This window comes from Archangium sp. (assembly GCF_045802675.1).
Classification (GTDB): domain Bacteria; phylum Myxococcota; class Myxococcia; order Myxococcales; family Myxococcaceae; genus Archangium.
The window spans coordinates 99,372-117,958 of record NZ_JBJMQO010000093.1 but is presented as its reverse complement, the minus strand read 5'-3'; the positions used below and the strand labels follow the sequence as shown (position 1 = coordinate 117,958).

At 68.9% G+C, this 18,587-nt stretch carries 8 protein-coding genes; all 8 read left to right on the top strand.

Annotated elements, in window-relative coordinates:
• Positions 1-114 precede the first annotated feature (114 nt).
• Positions 115-1,716, top strand: a complete 1,602-nt coding sequence (locus tag ACJ8AN_RS26985) for an AMP-binding protein (protein ID WP_407758354.1) — start codon at positions 115-117, stop codon at positions 1,714-1,716.
• Between the two features lie 304 nt (positions 1,717-2,020).
• Positions 2,021-12,376, top strand: a complete 10,356-nt coding sequence (locus ACJ8AN_RS26980) for an amino acid adenylation domain-containing protein (RefSeq protein ID WP_407758353.1) — start codon at positions 2,021-2,023, stop codon at positions 12,374-12,376.
• On the top strand, positions 12,366-14,009 hold the full coding sequence (locus tag ACJ8AN_RS26975; protein WP_407758352.1) for a DHA2 family efflux MFS transporter permease subunit: 1,644 nt from the start codon (positions 12,366-12,368) through the stop codon (positions 14,007-14,009). Before ACJ8AN_RS26980 ends, ACJ8AN_RS26975 begins: the two co-directional genes overlap by 11 nt.
• Positions 14,010-14,015: 6 nt before the next feature.
• Positions 14,016-15,254 (top strand): HlyD family secretion protein, encoded by a 1,239-nt coding sequence (locus ACJ8AN_RS26970; protein ID WP_407758351.1) that lies wholly within the window; start codon positions 14,016-14,018, stop codon positions 15,252-15,254.
• A gap of 109 nt (positions 15,255-15,363) precedes the next feature.
• Complete coding sequence (locus ACJ8AN_RS26965) at positions 15,364-15,627, top strand: phosphopantetheine-binding protein (RefSeq protein WP_407758350.1); 264 nt, start codon at positions 15,364-15,366, stop codon at positions 15,625-15,627.
• Entirely contained in the window at positions 15,624-16,529 is a 906-nt protein-coding gene (gene cysD, locus ACJ8AN_RS26960) for a sulfate adenylyltransferase subunit CysD (RefSeq protein ID WP_407758349.1), read from the top strand. Before ACJ8AN_RS26965 ends, cysD begins: the two co-directional genes overlap by 4 nt.
• Positions 16,529-17,782: a sulfate adenylyltransferase subunit 1 gene (locus ACJ8AN_RS26955; protein ID WP_407758348.1), complete on the top strand. Its 1,254-nt coding sequence runs from the start codon at positions 16,529-16,531 to the stop codon at positions 17,780-17,782. The genes cysD and ACJ8AN_RS26955 overlap by 1 nt, the downstream gene beginning before the upstream one ends.
• An 81-nt stretch (positions 17,783-17,863) precedes the next feature.
• A complete protein-coding gene (gene cysC / locus ACJ8AN_RS26950; RefSeq protein ID WP_407758347.1) occupies positions 17,864-18,454 on the top strand; it encodes an adenylyl-sulfate kinase in 591 nt (196 codons plus the stop codon).
• Positions 18,455-18,587: the final 133 nt, after the last annotated feature.

The window sequence follows — 18,587 nt, the reverse complement described above, 5'->3', positions numbered from 1 at the left end:
ATATACGTCTCAGGAAAACAGGGGAGTGGCTTAATGGTGGAAAAATTCTACAGCGCTGCCGCGCGGGCGAATGGGCTTGATTGGCGTGTTAAAGGTTGGTGGCGCGACCAGACCGTGGTCGATGACCTCCGGCGCGCGATCAAGAGCCACCCGGACAAGCCGGCGATCATCGCGGCCCGGTACTTCTCCAGGGACATCACGCGCATCAGCTACGCGGAGCTGGGGACGTATATGGAGCGGTTCGCGGGGGCCCTCCGCGAGCTGGGCGTCGAGCGCGAGCAGATCGTCGCCGTGCAGCTCCCCAACTGGTGGCAGTTCACCGCGCTGGCCCTGGCGTGCGCGCGGATCGGCGCGGTGCTCGCGCCCATCCCCCCCGACTACCGGCGCCGGGAGGTGGAGTTCATCCTCGGCAGGACCGAGGCCCGGGTCTACATCGGCCCGGCGACCTGGACCGGGTTCTCACACCGGGACATGCTCCGGGAGACGGCACCGGCGCTCCCCGCACTGCGTCATCGCGTCTTCATCGGGGCGGGAAGTGGCCTGGCGGAGGGCGAGCTCGATTTCGACGCGCACTTCGTCGCCACCCGGTGGGAGGAGCATTACAGGGCCAGTGCGCTGGATGAGCTGACGGCCCGTGCGGATGACGTGTTCAACATCCTCTATACGTCGGGCACGACCGGCGAGCCCAAGGGCGTGGTCCATTCCTACAACACCAACTACGCCATCACCCGGGCGCTCAACGAGACGATGGGACTGGGCGCTGAGGATGTCATTTCGCTTCCCAGCCTGCTCACCGCCTCGAGCGGCTTCACCTATCTCTTCCAGATGCCGGTGCTACTCGGGGCGACGGCCGTCTATCTGGATGTGGCGGATCCCGACTTCCATCTCAAGCTCATCGAGGAACACGGCATTTCGTTCATGTACGCGATTCCGACGTACTACCTGAACATGCTCGCCGCGCAGAAGCGCCGGCCCAAGAAGGTGAGCACGCTCGAGTGTCTGGCCACCGGCTCGACTCCCGTCCCGCCCCACCTCATCGCCGAGGTGCGGGAAGTCTTCGGTGTCCGGCTGCACACGCTCTGGGGCATGACGGAGAACGGCGCCGTCACCATCACCCGGCACGAGGATCCCCCCGATTGGCCCGCCAACAGCGACGGCGCCCCCGTCCCCTGGATGGAAGTGAAGATCGCTCCGGCCACCACCGAGGATGGCTCGGCCTTTCCGGATGGCGCGGGGCGGCTCCTGGTCCGCGGCGCGAGCCAGTGCCTGGGGTATTTCAAGCGCGAGGACATCTACAACGCCTGTCTGGACTCCGAGGGGTGGTTCGATACCGGGGACCTGGCGCGTGACGATGGACGCGGCGGCATCCGCATCGCCGGCCGGCTCAAGGACATCATCTTCCGGCACGGGATGAAGATTCCCGTCGTGGAGGTCGAGTCGGCGCTGTATGCGCATCCGAAGGTGCGGGAGGTCGCCGTCGTGGCCCACGCGGATGATCGCATCGGCGGTGAGCGCGTGTGCGCCGTCGTGGTGCCGCGCGACGAGGCGCCCACCCTCAATGAGCTGCGGGACCATCTGCGCAAGGCCGGCATGTCGGTGTCGTACTGGCCGGACCGTCTGGAGCTCATCTCCGAGATGCCGAAGACCCCCTCCGGAAAGATTCGCAAGTTCCTCCTGCGCGAGCGCCTGAAGGAGACGACCGCCAGCACGGCCTGAGCCTGTCTTCACCCCTGTCGTCGAGAAAGACCCGCTGCCTCCTGGCGGCGGGAGTGGTCCCTTTTTGTCTGCCTTTCCCCCAAAGGCAAGCGTTCCCCCCACGGGCCCCAGGGCCCCTCCGCGCCACGGAGGGCTCCTCCGCCCGGTTCAGTCCAGGCAAGTCGACATGAACATGCGCGATGTGCAGCCCCCGGCCGATGGCGTTTCGCGAGCCGCCCCCGAGAGAGCCGAACCGAAGCCGGGTGTGAAGCCGGTACGCAGGGCTCCGCCCCTGGTGCCGGTGTCTCGTGAAGAGGCGCCACCGTTGTCCTTCGCGCAGCAGCGGCTGTGGTTCATCGATCAGCTCACGCCCGGGAGCCACGCGTACAATGTCATTCCCTTCGCCCGGCTGAAGGGGCCGCTCGACGTGGCCGCCCTGGAGCGGAGCCTGGCCGAGGTCATCCGCCGGCACGAGGCGCTGCGGACGACGTTCACCCAGGTGAATGGGCAGCCGGTGCAACGGATTGTTTCGGAGCTGGCGTTCCAGCTCCCCGTGGAGAGCCTGGAGTCCGTGCCGGAAGGCGAGCGGGAGGCGGTGCTCCAGCGGCTCGCGGAGGAGGAGGCCCGCCGCCCGTTCGACCTGGAGAAGGGCCCGTTGATCCGAGGACGGTTGCTGCGCGTGGCGGCCGAGGATCACGCGTTGTTGCTCACACTGCACCACGTCATCAGCGACGTCTGGTCCCTGGGAGTGGTGGAGCGGGAGCTGACCACGCTGTACCGGGCCTTCTCCAGCGGTGCGGAGCCAGCGCCGCGGGCCTTGCCGGTGCAGTACGCGGACTTCGCGAAGTGGCAGCGGGAGTGGTTGAAGGGCGAGGTGCTCGAGGAGCAGCTCGGCTGGTGGAAGCAGCAGCTCGCCGGAGCACCGCCCGTGCTGGAGCTGCCGACGGACAGGCCGAGGCCTCCCGTGCAATCCGCTCGCGGAGCGGTTGTGCGGGTGATGCTGTCTCCGGCGCTCTCCGGTGCGGTGAAGGAGCTGAGCCGCGAGCAAGGCACCACCCAATTCATGACGCTGCTGGCGGGCTTCCATGCGCTGCTGGCGCGCTACAGCGGACAGACGGACCTCGTGGTGGGCACGCCCATCTCCGGGCGCAACCGGCGCGAGGTGGAGGGGCTCGTTGGCTTCTTCGCCAACACGCTGGCCCTGCGCGTGGATGGGACCGGAGCCGAGAGCTTCCGCGAGTTGCTGGGCCGGGTCCGTACGGCCTGCCTGGGCGCGTATGCCCATCCGGATCTCCCCTTCGAGCAGTTGGTGGATGCGCTGCAGCCGGTGCGAGACCTGAGCCGCTCGCCGCTCTTCCAGGTCATGTTCGTTCTCCAGGGGGCGATGCCGTATGCCGCCCTGGAACTGCCCGGTGTTTCCGCGAGCGAGCTCGCCGTGGATCCCGGCGTGTCCCGGTTCGACATCACACTGTCGGTGCGGGAGACCTTGGATGGATGGTTGTGCCTCTGGGAATACAACACCGACCTGTACGACGAGGCGACGGTGGAGCGGATGGCGGCCCACTACGTGCGGCTGCTGGAGGGAGCCGTCGCGCAGCCGGAGGGAAAGCTGTCGGCCCTGCCGCTGATGGACGAGGCGGAGCGGCGGCGGGTGGTGGTGGAGTTCAACGACACCAAGGCGCTGTACGCGCCGGCCCGTGGAGTCCATGAGCTGTTCGAGGCGTGGGCGGACCGGACGGCGGAGGCGGTGGCCGTCAGCTTCGGAGAGCAGGGGCTGACGTACGGGGAGCTGAACCGGAAGGCGAACCGGCTGGCGCACCACCTGAGAGGACTGGGGGTGGGGCCGGACGTGCCGGTGGGCCTGTGCGTGCGCCGCTCGTTGGATTTGGCGGTGGGGGTGCTGGGCATTCTCAAGGCCGGAGGCGCGTATGTGCCGCTGGACCCGGCGTACCCGGCCGAGCGCCTGGCGCTCATGCTCGAGTCCTCGCGGGCCCCCGTGGTGCTCACGCAGCGGGCGCTGAAGGACGCGCTGCCGGCGGGTGCGGCGCGGCGGCTGTACCTGGACACGGACGAGGGAGCATGGGCCGGTGGCAGTGAGGCCAATCCACAGCCGCTGATGGGGCCGCAGGCGCTGGCGTACGTCATCTACACGTCGGGGTCGACGGGCGTGCCCAAGGGCGTGGCGATGCACCACGGGCCGTTGCTCAACCTGATTCGCTGTCAGGTGGCGCGCTCGGTTGTGGCGAAGAGCAAGACGTTGCAGTTCTCGGCGCTGAGCTTCGACGTGAGCTTCCAGGAGATGTTCTCCACATGGGCGGCGGGAGCAGAGCTGGTGCTCATCCCCGAGGAAATGAGGCTGGATGCGAGGGCGCTGCTGGAGAAGATGGACAGCAGTGGAGTGGAGCGACTGTTCCTGCCCTTCGTTGCGCTGCAGAACCTGGCGGAGGTGGCGGAGAAGGAAGGGCTGGCGCCCAGGAAGCTGAAGGAAGTCATCACGGCCGGAGAGCAGCTGAGGGTGACGCCGGCGCTGCGCGGGATGTTCGCGCGGCTGCCCGAGGGATGCGTGCTGGAGAACCAGTACGGACCGACGGAGACACACCTGGCGACGGCGTACCGGCTGGAGGGGAACCCGGAGCAGTGGCCCGAGCTGCCGGGAATCGGCAAGCCCATCGCGAACGCGAGCGTGCACCTGCTGGACGGCAATGGAGAGCCAGTGCCGGTGGGAGTGGTGGGGGAGCTGTACATCGGAGGGGCGGGGGTGGCGCGGGGCTACCTGCACCGGGAGGAGCTGACGCGGGAGAAGTTCATCGAGGACAGGTTCGCGGCGGCGCCGGGAGGGAGGCTGTACCGGACGGGGGACTACGCGCGCTACCTGGCGGACGGGAGCATCGAGTTCCTCGGGAGGCGGGACGCGCAGGTGAAGGTGAGAGGCTTCCGCATCGAGTTGGCGGAAATCGAGGCCGCGCTCGCCCGGCATCCCGCGGTGAAGGACGTGGCTGTAGTGGCGAGGGAGATCGGCGCCGGTGGAAAGCGGCTGGTGGCCTACGTGGTGCCCGGCACGTCCCCCGAGCTCGATACCGCGGCCCTGAAGGCCTTCCTCAAGGAGAGCCTGCCCGAGTACATGGTGCCTTCGGCCTTCGTGCGCCTGGAGGCGTTCCCCCTCACTCCCAGCGGGAAGGTGGACAGGAAGTCGCTCCCCGCGCCGGAGCTGGAGGGCTCGGCGCAGGAAGGGTTCGTGGCGCCCCGGACGCCGATGGAAGAGCTGGTGGCGGGCACCTGGGCGCCGCTGCTGGGCCTGCGGCGCGTGGGCGCGCACGACCACTTCTTCGAGCTGGGTGGGCACTCGCTGCTGGCGACGCGGGTGGTCTCCCGTCTGCGAGAGGTGCTTCGCGTGGACCTGCCGGTGCGCGTGCTCTTCGAGGCGCCCACCGTGGCGGAGCTCGCGCATCGGCTCGAGTCGATGCCGGGCGGCCCGCGGGGTTCCCAGCCTCCGCCGCTCGTCCCCATGCGGGCGGACGGCGCGCCGCCACTGTCCTTCGCGCAGCAGCGGCTGTGGTTCCTCGAGCAGCTCGCGCCGGGTGGGTTCGCGTACAACCTGCCCTTCGTCACGCGGCTGAAGGGCCAGCTCGACGTGGCCGTGCTGGAGCGGAGCCTCGCGGCGCTCGTCCGGCGGCACGAGGCGCTGCGGACGACGTTCACCCTGGTGGATGGGCAGCCCGTGCAGCGCATCGCCTCGGAGCTGGCGCTCGCGTTGCCCGTGGAGAGCCTGGAGGCCCTGCCGGAAGACGCGCGCCCGGGAGCGGTGCGGCGCCGGGTGGAAGAAGAGGTCCGGTGCCTCTTTGATTTGGAGAAGGGGCCGCTGGTGCGAGCGACGCTGCTGCGCGCGGCCGCCGAGGAGCACGTGCTGGTGCTCGTCATGCACCACATCGTCTGCGACGGCTGGTCCATGGGCGTGCTCGTGCGCGAGCTGGCCGCGCTGTATCAGGCGTTCTCCTCGGGCGCCGAGCCCTCGCTGCCCGCACTACCGGTGCAGTACGCGGACTACTCCCGGTGGCAGCGCGAGTGGCTGCGGGGCGAGGTGCTGGAATCGCAGCTCGGCTGGTGGAAGCAGCGGCTCGCCGGAGCACCGCCCCTGCTGGAGTTGCCCACGGACAGGGCGCGTCCCGCGGTGCAGACCTTCCGGGGCGCCACGCTGCCGGTGCGGCTGCCCGCGGCGCTCTCCGGGCCGCTCCGCGAGCTCAACCGCCGGGAGGGGGTCACCCCCTTCATGACGTTCCTGGCGGCGTACCAGGCCCTGCTGGCGCGCTACAGCGGCCAGACGGACCTCGTGGTGGGCTCGCCCATCGCCGGGCGTACCCAGCGGGAGCTGGAGGGGCTCATCGGCTTCTTCGTCAACACGCTGGCGCTGCGGATGGACTCCTCGGGGGAGGTGAGCTTCCGGGAGCTGGTGCTCCGGGCTCGCGAGGCCTGCCTGGGAGCGTACGCGCACCAGGACGTGCCATTCGAGCAGCTCGTGAATGCGCTGCAGCCGGTGCGGGACCTGAGCCGCGCGCCACTGTTCCAGGTGATGTTCGCGTTGCAGGAGGCGGCACCCGCGCTCGCACTGCCCGGCGTGTCCTCGGAGGAGGTCTCCTTCGAGCTCGGACTGGCGAAGTTCGACCTCACGCTCTTCGTGCGGGAGACCGCGGACGGCTGGGAGAGCCTCTGGGAGTACAACACGGACCTGTTCGACGAGGCCCGGGTCGCGCGCATGGCGGCGCACTACGCGCGGCTGCTCGAGGGGGCCCTCGCGCATCCCGAGCATCCCGTGTCGGCGCTGCCACTACTGGAGGAGGCGGAGCGGCGGCGCGTGCTGGTGGAGTGGAACCAGACGCGAACCGGGTACCCGCGCAACGCCTGTGTCCATGCGCTCTTCGAGGAGCAGGTGGCGCGCCGGCCCGAAACCGTGGCGGCGGACTACGAGGGGCAGCAGCTCACGTACGCGGAGCTGGACCGCCGCGCCAACCAGATCGCCCGGTACCTGCGAGGGCTGGGCGTCACACCGGGAACGCTCGTGGGCCTGTGCGCCGGACGCTCCCTGGAGATGGTGGCGGCGACGCTCGGCATCCTGAAGGCCGGCGGCGCGTATGTGCCGTTGGATCCGGCGTACCCCCAGGAGCGCCTGACGTTCATGGTGGAGGACACGGCGGTGCCGGTGGTGCTGGTACAGCCGGAGCTCGTCTCGAAGCTGCCGCCGGTGGGCGCCAGCGTGGTGCTCCTGACATGGGAGACGTTCGCGCACGAGCGCGGGGAGGGGCTCGGGGAGCGGGTGGCTCCAGAGGCCCTGGCCTATGTGATGTACACGTCTGGTTCGACGGGCAGGCCCAAGGGCGTGTGCATTCCGCACCGGGGAATCGTCCGGTTGGTGCGTGACACCTCGTATCTTCAGGTGACGGCGGAGGACACGTTCACCCAGATGTCGAACACGGCGTTCGACGCCTCGACGTTCGAGCTGTGGGGAGCGCTGCTGAACGGGGCGCGGCTGGTGGGCGTGTCGAGGGAGGTGGCGCTGTCCTCGAAGGCGCTGGCCACGTTCCTCCGGGAGACGCGGGCGAGCGTGGTGTTCGTCACGACGGCGCTCTTCAACCAGATCGCCGCCGAGTGCCCGGAGGCCTTCCAGACGGTGAAGTCCGTGATTTTCGGCGGCGAGGCGGCGGACGCGAAGTCGCTGAGACGGGTATTGGAGCGGGGCGCGCCGAAGCACCTGGTGAATGGCTATGGGCCGACGGAGAACACGACGTTCTCGACGACCTTCGAGGTGAAGGAGGTGGCGGCGGGGGCGGTGTCGGTGCCCATCGGCGGGCCGGTGTCGAACTCGGACGCGTACGTGCTGGACGGGCGGATGCAGCCGGTGCCGGTGGGCGTCACCGGAGAGCTGTACGTCGGAGGAGACGGGCTGGCGCTCGGGTATTTGAACCGGCCGGAGCTCACGGCGGAGAGGTTCGTGGCGCACCCGTTCAGCACGGAGCCGGGCGCGAAGCTGTACCGGACGGGAGACCTGGTGCGGTACCTGCCGGACGGGAACCTCGAGTTCTTCGGGCGGCGCGATGCACAGGTGAAGGTGCGTGGCTTCCGCATCGAGTTGGGGGAGATCGAAGCAGCGCTGGTGAAGCACCCGTCCGTGGGCGAGGCGGTGGTGTTGGCTCGGGACGAGGGGCTCGGGGGCAAGCGGCTGGTGGCCTACGTGGTGCCCACGTCGTCCCCCGAGCTCGATACCGCGGAGCTGAGGGCCTTCCTCAAGCAGTCGCTGCCCGAGCACATGGTGCCCTCGGCCTTCGTGAGGCTGGAGAAGCTCCTGCTCACGCCGAACGGGAAGGTGGATCGCGAGGCGTTGCCCTCGCCAGAGGCGGAGGGGACGGAGCGCGCGGGCTACGTAGCGCCTCGGACGCGGATGGAGCAGGTGGTGGCGGACATCTGGGCGCCCCTGCTGAAGCAGCAGCGGGTGGGGGCTCGGGACAACTTCTTCGAGCTGGGAGGACACTCGCTGCTGGCGGCACAGGTGGCCACGCGCCTGCGCGAGGCGCTCCAGATGGAGCTGTCAGTCCGGGTGCTCTTCGAGGCCCCGACGCTGGCGGAATTGGCGGCACGGCTCGAATCGATGGCGAGCGGCGTACGGGGGCAACGGCTTCCGACGCTGGCACCCGTTCAGCGAGAGGGCGAGCTGCCCCTGTCCTTCGCGCAGCAGCGGCTGTGGTTCATCGAGCAGCTCGAGCCTGGGGGCTTCACGTACAACGTTCCCTATGCCTTGCGGCTGAAGGGCCGCCTGGACAGGGCCGTGCTGGAGCGGAGCCTCGGGGAGGTGGTGCGCCGGCATGAGGCGCTGCGGACGACGTTCGTGGAGGTGAACGGGCAGCCGGTGCAGTGCATTGCCCCGGAGCTGGTGCTGGTGCTGCCGGTGGAGGACGTGGAGGGACGGGCGGAGGGAGAGGTCCAGCGGCGCGTGGAGCAGGAGGCGCGGCGCCCGTTTGATCTGGAGAAGGGTCCACTGGTGAGGGCCACGCTGCTGCGCGTGGTGGCGGACGAGCACGTGCTGGTGCTCGTGATCCACCACATCGCCTGCGACATCTGGTCGTTGGATCTGCTGCTGCGCGAGGTGGAGACGCTCTACCGGGCGTTCTCCGAGGGGCAGGAGCCCCAGCTGCCGGCGCCGCCGGTGCAGTACGTGGACTACGCGAAGTGGCAGCGGGAGTGGCTGAAGGGCGAAGTGCTGGAATCGCAGCTGGGCTGGTGGAAGCAGCAGCTCGCGGGAGCACCGCCCGTGCTGGAGCTGCCGGTGGACAGGCCGAGGCCTCCCGTCCAGACCTTCCGGGGAAGCCATCTGGTGAAGCCCCTGCCTCCGGCGCTCGCCGGGGCGGTGAAGGAGCTGAGCCACAAGGAAGGCGTCACGCTGTTCATGGCGTTCCTGGCGGCGTACCAGGCCCTGCTGGCGCGCTACAGCGGGCAGAGTGACATCGTGATGGGCACGCCCATCTCCGGGCGCAACCGGCGCGAGGTGGAGGGGCTCATCGGCTTCTTCCTCAACACGCTGCCGCTGCGGGTGGACGGGTCCGGAGCCGAGAGCTTCCGGGAGTTGTTGGGCCGGGTGCGCGAGGCGTGTCTGGGGGCCTATGCCCATCAGGATCTGCCGTTCGAGCAACTGGTGGACGCGCTGCAGCCGGTGCGAGACCTGAGCCGTTCGCCGCTCTTCCAGGTGATGTTCGTCTACCAGACCGAGCTGAAGTCGATGTCGCTGCCCGGCGTGTCCGTGGACGAGTTCGCCTTCCAGGCCGGGATGGCGAAGTTCGACCTGACCCTGTTCGTGCGAGAGACGCCAAATGGGCTGCTGAGCCTCTGGGAATACAACACCGACCTGTACGACGAGGCGACGGTGGAGCGGATGGCGGCCCACTACGTGCGGCTGCTGGAGGGAGCCGTCGCGCAGCCGGAGGGCAAGCTATCGGCCCTGCCGCTGATGGACGAGGCGGAGCGGCGGCGGGTGGTGGTGGAGTTCAACGACACCAAGGCGCTGTACGCGCCGGCCCGTGGAGTCCATGAGTTGTTCGAGGCGTGGGCGGACCGGACGGCGGAGGCGGTGGCCGTCAGCTTCGGAGAGCAGGGGCTGACGTACGGGGAGCTGAACCGGAAGGCGAACCGGCTGGCGCACCACCTGAGAGGACTGGGCGTGGGGCCGGACGTGCCGGTGGGCCTGTGCGTACGCCGCTCGTTGGATTTGGCGGTGGGGGTGCTGGGCATTCTCAAGGCCGGAGGCGCGTATGTGCCGCTGGACCCGGCGTACCCGGCCGAGCGCCTGGCGCTGATGCTCGAGTCCTCGCGGGCGCCCGTGGTGCTCACGCAGCGGGCGCTGAAGGACGCACTGCCGGCGGGTACGGCGCGGCGGCTGTACCTGGACACGGACGAGGGAGCGTGGGCCGGCGGCAGTGAGGCCAATCCACAGCCGCTGATGGGGCCGCAGGCACTGGCGTACGTCATCTACACGTCGGGGTCGACGGGCGTGCCCAAAGGTGTGGCGATGCACCACGGGCCGCTGCTCAACATGCTTCGCTGGCAGGTGTCGCGCGCGGTGGCGCCGAAGGGCAAGACGTTGCAGTTCTCGGCGCTGAGCTTCGACGTGAGTTTCCAGGAGCTGTTCTCCACGTGGGCGGCGGGAGGAGAGCTGGTGCTCATCCCCGAGGAGCTGAGGCTGGAGGCTCGGGCGCTGCTGGAGAAGATGGACAGCAGTGGGGTGGAGAGGCTGTTCCTGCCCTTCGTGGCGCTGCAGAACCTGGCGGAGGTGGCGGAGAGGGAAGGGGTGGTGCCGCGCCAGCTGAAGGAAATCATCACGGCCGGAGAGCAGCTGAGGGTGACGCCGGCGCTGCGCGGGATGTTCGCGCGGCTGCCCGAGGGATGCGTGCTGGAGAATCAGTACGGGCCGACGGAGACGCACGTGGCGACGGCGTACCGGCTGGAGGGGAGCCCGGAGCAGTGGCCGGACCTGCCGGGAATCGGCAAGCCCATCGCGAACACGAGCGTGCACCTGCTGGACGGCAATGGAGCGCCGGTGCCAGTGGGGGTGGTGGGGGAGCTGTACATCGGCGGAGTGGCGGTGGCGCGGGGCTACCTGCACCGGGAGGAGCTGACGCGGGAGAAGTTCATCGAGGACAGGTTCGCGGCGGCGCCGGGAGGGAGGCTGTACCGGACGGGGGACTACGCGCGCTACCTGGCGGACGGGAACATCGAGTTCCTCGGGAGGCGGGACGCGCAGGTGAAGGTGAGAGGCTTCCGCATCGAATTGGCGGAAGTCGAGGCCGTGCTCGCTCGCCACCCCGCGGTGCGCGATTGCGTCGTCGATGCGAGGGAGGCGGCATCGGGGCAGAAGCTGCTGGTGGCGTACGTCGTCGGCAAGCCGGGACAGCAGGCGCCGGGCAGTGGGGAGTTGAAGCGCTACCTGAAGGAGACGCTGCCCGAGTACATGGTGCCTTCGGCCTTCGTGCCGCTGGAGGCCTTCCCGCTGACGCCCAGCGGGAAGGTGAACAGAAGGGCGCTGCCCGCTCCGGACCCTGGCCGCCAGGAGTCGTCGCGCTCGTACGTCGCACCGCGCACGGCGCTCGAGGTGCGGGTCGCGCGCGTCTGGGAGGAATTGCTGGGCATCCACCCCATCGGGGTGCGGGACAACTTCTTCGAACTGGGAGGCAACTCGCTGCTGGCCATCCGGTTGTTGTCCCGAATCCGGACGAGCACGGGGAAGAGTCTGCCGGTGGCGGCGCTGTTCCAGGACGCGACGGTGGAGCACCTGGCGGGACTGCTGCGACAGGAGGCGGGGCCGTGGTCGCCGCTGGTGGAGCTGCGCAAGGGGGACGGGAAGCGGCCCTTCTTCTGCGTGCATGCGGTGGGGGGCACGGTGCTCGGGTACGTGGAGCTGGCGCGGCTGCTCGGGCCGGAGCAGCCGTTCTACGGGTTGCAGTCGCGAGGGTTGGACGGAGACCAGGAGCCGTGCGGCTCGGTGGAGGAGATGGCCGCGCTCTACATCGAGGCGATTCGGAGCGTGCAGCCCAGGGGGCCCTATCTGCTGGGCGGCTGGTCGATGGGCGGCAGCATCGCGCTCGAGATGGCGAGGCAGCTCCAGGCTCGGGGCGAGCAGGTGGACCTGCTGGCGCTCATCGACAGCTATGACCTCACGCCGGCGGTGGCGGGATTGTCGCCGGAACACCAGGAGGCCTCGCGGCTGGGCGTGCTGTTCTACCGGGATCTGCTGAGAGCGGCGGGGCAGGAGCTGCCGGTCTCGGAAGAAGCACTCGCGCGGATGGGCCCGGAGGAGTTGAGCGGGACCCTGGAGGAAGCCAGCAAGGCCGCGGCCTCGGTGTTGGGTGCCGGTGTCCAGCCGCTGCAAGCGCTGCGGCGGGTCTTCGAGGAGAACCTGCGGGCGGCGTGGCGGTACGTGCCACCGCGGTACGAGGGGCGCATCACCGTCTTCGAGGCGAGCGAGTCCGCGCTGCGTGCGCAGGGGGGAACGCGTTTCGTGACCACCGGGGTGGACGTTCACGCGCTGGAGGGAGACCACTACTCCATCCTGCGCGGCCCGGGGGTGGAGGCGCTGGCGGCGCGGCTCTCGTCGTGCCTGGAGCGGGCCCATGAGCCGCGCGCGGAAAGGCGTCATGCCGACTGAAACCCCTCCATCCACGGCCGCCACCAGGAAGGCGCCGGTCAACAAGTGGCTCGTCACGATCTCGGTGTCCTTCGGCACCCTGATGGGCTCCATCGACTCGTCCATCGTCAACGTGGCGCTGTCGCAGATCCGCAGCTCCATCGGGGCCACCGTCCAGGAGATCACCTGGATGAGCACCAGCTTCATCATCGCCACGGTGCTGATGCTTCCGCTCACGGGCTTCTTCGGCCGGCTCTTCGGCCAGAAGCGCACCTATATGGCGTGCCTGGCCCTCTTCATCGTCAGCTCGTTCTTCTGCGGGATCGCCTGGAGCCTGCCCTCGCTGGTGTTCTTCCGGGCGCTGCAGGGCATCGGTTCCGGGCTGCTCGTTCCCACCGAGCAGGCCATCCTCCGGCAGACCTGGCCCCCCGAGGAGCAGGGGATGGCCATGGGCATCTTCGTGATGGTCGTTACCGTGGGGCCCGCCGTCGGCCCCACGCTCGGCGGCTACATCGTCGACAACTTCCACTGGTCGTGGATCTTCTTCATCAACCTGCCCATCGGGTTGCTCGGCCTGCTGATGGTGTGGCGCTTCGTCGAGGAGCCCGAGGACGTGCTGGCCGCCAACCGGGCCGCCGCCGAGCTGCAGCGCCGCAACATCGACTGGGCCGGCATCGGCCTGCTCTGGGTGGGCATGGCCACGCTCCAGTTCGTGCTGGAGGAGGGGCAGCGCCAGGACTGGTTCGAGTCGCGGGCGATCACCACCTGCCTGCTGGTGGCCGTCTTCTGCCTGGCGGCCTTCGTGCTGCGCGAGCTCACCGCGGTGGCGCCGGCGGTGGACCTGCGCCTCTTCAAGGATCCGGTGTTCTCCTCGGGGGCGGTGCTCGGCGCGTTGATGTTCTTCATCCTCACGTCGAACCTGTTCCTGCTGCCGCTCTTCATGCAGGAGCTGCTCGGCTTCACGGCCATGCAGGCGGGTGCGGCGCTCATGCCGCGCACGCTGGTGATGATCGTGATGATGCCCATCGTCGGGCGCCTCTACAACCGCGTGTCCCCACGGGTGCTCATCGGCGTGGGGCTGTTCATCATCGGCGTGGGCGTCCACCGCATGATGCGCGTCTCGCTGGATACGGGCAGGGCGGAGATCATCTCGTCGATCATGCTGCAGGGGCTGGGCACCAGCCTGCTCTTCGTGCCGCTCAACGTCGTGGTGTTCGACAAGGTGGAGCGGGCCCGGATGGCGGACGCCACCGGCATCAACACGCTGATGCGGCAGCTTGGCACCTCGGTGGGTCTGGCCCTCTTCGCCACGCTGATGACGCGCTACACCGCGCAGGCTCAGGTGGGGCTCTCCGCCCAGCTCGTCGCCGAGCGCCCCGAGCTGTACGAGCGCATCTCCTCGACGGCGAGCGGTCTCGTGGCGGGCGGTGTCGAGGGCTACGAGGCCACCGAGGCGAGCCTGCGCCTGCTGGCGAGCGGCCTCCAGCGGCAGGCGTCCCTGCTGGCCTTCAACCGGCTCTTCACGCTGTCCACGCTGCTGTTCGCACTGGCGCTGCCGCTGCTGGGCTTCCTCTGGGCCTCGCCGGGCACGAAGCCCGCGCAGAAGGCCCCGAAGGCCGAGCCGGACGAAGTTCACCTGGATGTGGAGGTCTGACGGGTCATGAGTGCCACCCCCCGATTGGTGGAAAAGGAAGCGCCCGCTCCGGGTCCCACGCCCGAGGAGGTGCTCAGGAAGAAGAGGGGCCGCAGGGGAGCACTGCTCCTGGGCTCGGCCGCGGTGGCGGTGCTCGCGGGCATGGGCGGCTACGTGGTGCTCACGCGCGGGCAGGAGGCGACGGACAACGCGCAGGTGCAGTCGGACATGGTGCCGATCAACGCCCGCGTGGGCGGCCCCGTGCTGCACGTGAACGTGGTGGACAATGCCCGGGTGAAGAAGGGCGACGTGCTGGTGGAGATCGACCCGCGCGAGTACGCCGTCCGGCTCAAGCAGGCCGAGGCGGACGTGGTGTCGGCGCGAGCCCAGGCACAGGCGGCCGAGGCCCAGGTGGACGTGGCGGAGGCGAGCGCCCGCGGTGGCCGCTCCACCGCGCGTGCCGTGGTGTCCAGCAGCACGGCGGCGGTGAGCAGCGCCGAGGCCCAGGTGGAGGTGGCTCGCGCGGCCGTGACCCGGGCGGAGACGGACGCGCAGCGCAAGGCGTTGGAGCTCGAGCGCGTGCAGCGGCTGCGCAAGTCGGAGATCGCCGCCCAGCAGGAGCTCGACGACGCCCTGGCCGCCCATCAGGCCTCGCAGGCGTCACTGGCCGGCGCCCGCGCGCAGCTCGCCGCGGCCGAGCAGTCCCACCAGGTCTCCCTCAGCAAGGTGGAGGAGGCCCAGGGGCAGTTGGATCAGAGCGCCCCGGTGGCCGCGAAGATCGCCGTGGCTCGCGCCAACGCGGAGCTCGCCCACGCCAGGGTGACCGTCGCCGAGGCCGCGTTGGAGCAGGCCCGGTTGCAGCTCGATTTCACCCGCATCCTCGCGCCCGCGGAGGGAACGGTGTCCAAGCTGACCGCGCGCGAGGGTCAACTCCTGACGGCCGGACAGCCGGTGGCGAGGCTCGTCCCGCCGCGGACGTATGTCGTCGCCAACTTCAAGGAGACCCAGGTGGGGCACATCCGTCCGGGCCAGCGGGTGGAGGTGCGGGTGGATGCCTTTCCGGGCCTCGCCTTGACGGGCCAGGTGGACAGTCTTTCCGGAGGAACGGGGGCCAGCTTCTCCCTGCTGCCGCCCGACAATGCCTCGGGCAACTTCGTGAAGGTGGTGCAGCGCGTGCCCATCCGTATTTCCTGGAAGGACCCACCCGGGGACCTGCCCTTGCAGGCCGGCCTGTCCGCGGAGGTCACCGTCTTCACCGGAGACTAGCTTCCCGGAAAAGGATGTCTTCCGGGTGGTGTCTTGTTTTACTGTTTGAGATTGTGATAAGTGATTGCCCGCTTTCAATTCCTGGCTTCCCAGGCCAGAGGAGCACTCCATGAGCATTGAACATCCTTCCAGCACGCAGATGGAGCAGAAGCTCGCCGGCTATTGGGGCGAGTTGCTGGGCCTCCAGGAGATTGGCCGGGGAGATCATTTCATCTCGCTCGGCGGCAATTCCCTGCTCGCGACCATGCTCGCCAACCGCATCGAGGATGAGCTGGGCATCCGCCCGACCATGGGGGAGCTGTTCAACACCCTCGGGGACGTGGCCACGCTCTGCGAGCAGTTGGTGCGGGAGCAGGCGGAGGCGGGGAGATGAGTTACGAGCTGTCTCATCTCCAGGCCCTGGAAGCCGAATCCCTCTTCATCATTCGAGAGGTGGTGGCCGAGTTCTCCCGGCCCGTGCTGCTGTTCTCGGGAGGCAAGGACTCGGCGGTGATGCTGTGGCTGGCGGAGAAGGCCTTCGCTCCGGCGCCGCTGCCTTTCCCTCTCATGCACGTGGACACCGGGCACAACTTCCCCGAGGTGCTCGAGTACCTGGATGCCCGCGCGGCCGCGCTGGGGGCCCGGCTGGAAGTGGCCTCGGTGCAGGCCTTCATCGACTCGGGCCGGGTGGTGGAGGAGAAGGGCCCGCGCGCCTCGCGCAATCGCTTGCAGACGGCGCCCCTGCTGGACGCCATCGAGAAGCACCAGTTCGACTCCGTCTTCGGTGGCGCCCGCCGCGACGAGGAGAAGGCCCGCGCCAAGGAGCGCGTCTTCTCCTTCCGCGACGAGTTCGGCCAGTGGGACCCGAAGAACCAGCGCCCGGAATTGTGGAGCCTCTACAACGGCCGCCACCGGCGCGGGGAGCACATCCGCGTCTTCCCCCTGTCCAACTGGACCGAGATGGACATCTGGCAATACATCGCCCATGAGCGCATTCCGCTCCCGTCCATCTACTTCAGCCACCGGCGCGAGGTGTTCCGCCGCGACGGCATGCTGATGGCGTGCTCGCCCTACCTGCCGCTGCTCCCGGGCGAGCGGGCCACGACGGCCCAGGTGCGCTTCCGCACCGTGGGCGACATGACGTGCACCGCCTGCGTCGAGTCCACCGCCACCACGGCGGAGCAGGTGATTCAGGAGGTCTCCGCTTCCCGGGTGACCGAGCGGGGTGCCAGCCGCGCGGATGACAAGTTCAGCGAGACGGCCATGGAAGACCGTAAGCGCGAGGGGTATTTCTAATGGAGCTGCTCAGGTTCGCCACGGCTGGCTCGGTTGACGATGGGAAGAGCACCCTCATCGGGCGGCTGCTCTACGATACGAAGTCCATCTTCGAGGATCAGCTCACGGCGGTGGAGCGCACCAGCAAGGCGCGCGGGGACGAGTACGTCAACCTCGCCCTCCTCATGGACGGCCTGCGCGCCGAGCGCGAGCAGGGCATCACCATCGACGTGGCCTACCGCTACTTCGCCACGCCGAGGCGTAAGTTCATCATCGCGGACACCCCGGGCCACATCCAATACACACGCAACATGGTGACGGGCGCCTCCACCGCGGACCTCGCCCTCATCCTCGTGGACGCGCGCAAGGGGCTTCTCGAGCAGACGCGGCGCCACGCCTTCATCGCCTCGCTGCTGCGCGTGCCCCACGTGGTGGTGTGCATCAACAAGATGGACCTGGTGGACTACGACGAGCGCGTCTTCGAATCCATCAAGGACGAGTTCCGCAAGTTCTCCATGAAGCTGGAGCTCACGGACCTTTCGTTCATCCCCATCTCCGCGCTCAACGGCGACAACGTGGTGATGCGCTCGGAGAAGATGCCCTGGTACCAGGGTCCCGTGCTCCTGCACCACCTGGAGAACGTGCACATCGCCTCGGACCGCAACCTCATCCAGGTGCGCTTCCCGGTGCAGTACGTGTCGAGGCCCATCTCCAAGAAGCTCCACGACTACCGGGCCTATTCCGGGCAACTCCTGGGCGGCGTGCTGCGGCCCGGGGACGAGGTGAAGGTGCTTCCCTCGGGCTTCACCTCGCGCATCCGCTCCATCGAGCTCGCCGGCAAGCCCGTGGAGGAGGCCTTCCCTCCCATGTCCGTCAACATCTCGCTGACGCATGAGATCGACATCAGCCGCGGCGACATGCTCTGCCGGCCGGGCAACCCGCCCATTGTCTCGCAAGACATCGATGCCATGGTGTGCTGGATGGTGGATCAGCCCCTGCAGCCGGGCGCGAAGCTGGCCATCAAGCACACCACGCGCTCGGCCCGCGCGGTGGTGAAGGACCTCCAGTACCGGATCGACGTCAACACGCTCCACCGGGACGAGGAGTGCAAGTCCTTGCAGCTGAATGAGATTGGCCGGCTGTCCTTGAGGACCACCGTGCCGCTCTTCTTCGACGAGTACCGGCGCAATCGTCATACGGGCAGTTTCATCCTCATCGACGAGGCGACGAACGCCACCGTGGGCGCCGGAATGATCAACGGCCCGGCGGCCTGAGCGTCTGGGTCGAGTCTCCGAGAAGTCCATACGCCTCCGCCGGGGTTGGCGGGGGCAAACCCACACAGGAGTGAGCCGAACGTGAGTGCGCGCGAGGCGGTCGTGACACAGATAAAGGCCGGTCTGGACCGGCCGGGCGGTTTCATCCTCTGGTTCACCGGAATGTCCGGGGCGGGGAAGAGCACGCTCTCCACGGCGGTGCGCCACCGGTTGGAGGGCGGCCACTCCGTGGAGGTGCTCGACGGAGACGAGGTCCGCACCTTCCTCTCGCGAGGCCTCGGCTTCACCCGGCCCGACCGCGAGGAGAACATCCGGCGCATCGGCTACGTGGCGCGGGTGCTCGCCAGGCACCGTGTGGCGGTCATCTCCGCCGCCATCTCTCCGTACCGGGAGTCGCGCAACGAGGTGCGGCGGCTGGCCACCGCCGCGGGCATCCCCTTCATTGAGGTGTATGCCCAGGCCAGCCTCGAGGCGCTCGTGCAGCGTGACGTGAAGGGCCTGTACAAGAAGGCGCTGGCGGGGGAGATCCCCCACTTCACGGGCATCTCGGATCCCTACGAGTCTCCCGAGTCGCCAGAAGTGACGGTGCGTACCGACTCGGAGACGGTGGAGGCAGGGGTGGAACGCATCCTCGCCGTCCTGCGCGAGCGCGGACTCACCGCGCAGCGCTAATGCAGTGCATGCGGTTGTCAGGGCGCGGCCGAACGTGCGGGCCGCCGATGACGGCTTCGCCAGTCATTCCTGACACAGGGTCTCGCCGTAGGGTTGGGTTTTCCGACGCTGGATTCCAGTAAACACCCGTCGT

Excerpts from the sequence above, each read along its gene's own strand:
- ACJ8AN_RS26975 (WP_407758352.1), top strand. The coding sequence starts at position 12,366 with ATGCCGACTGAAACCCCTCCATCCACGGCCGCCACCAGGAAGGCGCCG.
- ACJ8AN_RS26970 (WP_407758351.1), top strand. The coding sequence starts at position 14,016 with ATGAGTGCCACCCCCCGATTGGTGGAAAAGGAAGCGCCCGCTCCGGGT.
- ACJ8AN_RS26965 (WP_407758350.1), top strand. The coding sequence starts at position 15,364 with ATGAGCATTGAACATCCTTCCAGCACGCAGATGGAGCAGAAGCTCGCC.
- cysD (WP_407758349.1), top strand. The coding sequence starts at position 15,624 with ATGAGTTACGAGCTGTCTCATCTCCAGGCCCTGGAAGCCGAATCCCTC.
- ACJ8AN_RS26955 (WP_407758348.1), top strand. The coding sequence starts at position 16,529 with ATGGAGCTGCTCAGGTTCGCCACGGCTGGCTCGGTTGACGATGGGAAG.